This is a genomic window from Vibrio splendidus 12E03 (assembly GCF_000272105.2).
GTDB classification, from domain to species: Bacteria; Pseudomonadota; Gammaproteobacteria; order Enterobacterales; family Vibrionaceae; genus Vibrio; species Vibrio splendidus_I.
The window spans coordinates 1-278 of the sequence record NZ_AJZD02000274.1; the positions used below are offsets into that span (position 1 = coordinate 1).

Consider the following 278-nt stretch of genomic DNA (forward strand, 5'->3'; position numbering starts at 1 on the left):
CTCTATTTATTCTTCTCCCACTAAATAGAAACAATATAGGTAAGAATATGAAACCTACATTATGAGTTAGTCCAGAGAGAAGCCAAAATAAATACTTCCTTTTTTTTCCAGTATACATGTAAGATATTGACAGCAACAAAAAGCACATACTTAAGTATTGTCTATATACATTTTGAAATCCCATCAGAGCTGGGAAAAATATAATAAATGCATATAGGAAGTAATTTGGCGTATTAAAGTTTTTATGTGCTAAATACAAGGAAATAAATGAAATCATA

General features: G+C 28.4%; 1 protein-coding gene. It reads right to left on the minus strand.

The features are described 5' to 3' along the window. The coding region (locus tag A142_RS25745; protein ID WP_032545385.1) for an EpsG family protein at window positions 1-277 on the minus strand (277 nt) is incomplete at its 3' end. Window position 278 lies beyond the last annotated feature (1 nt).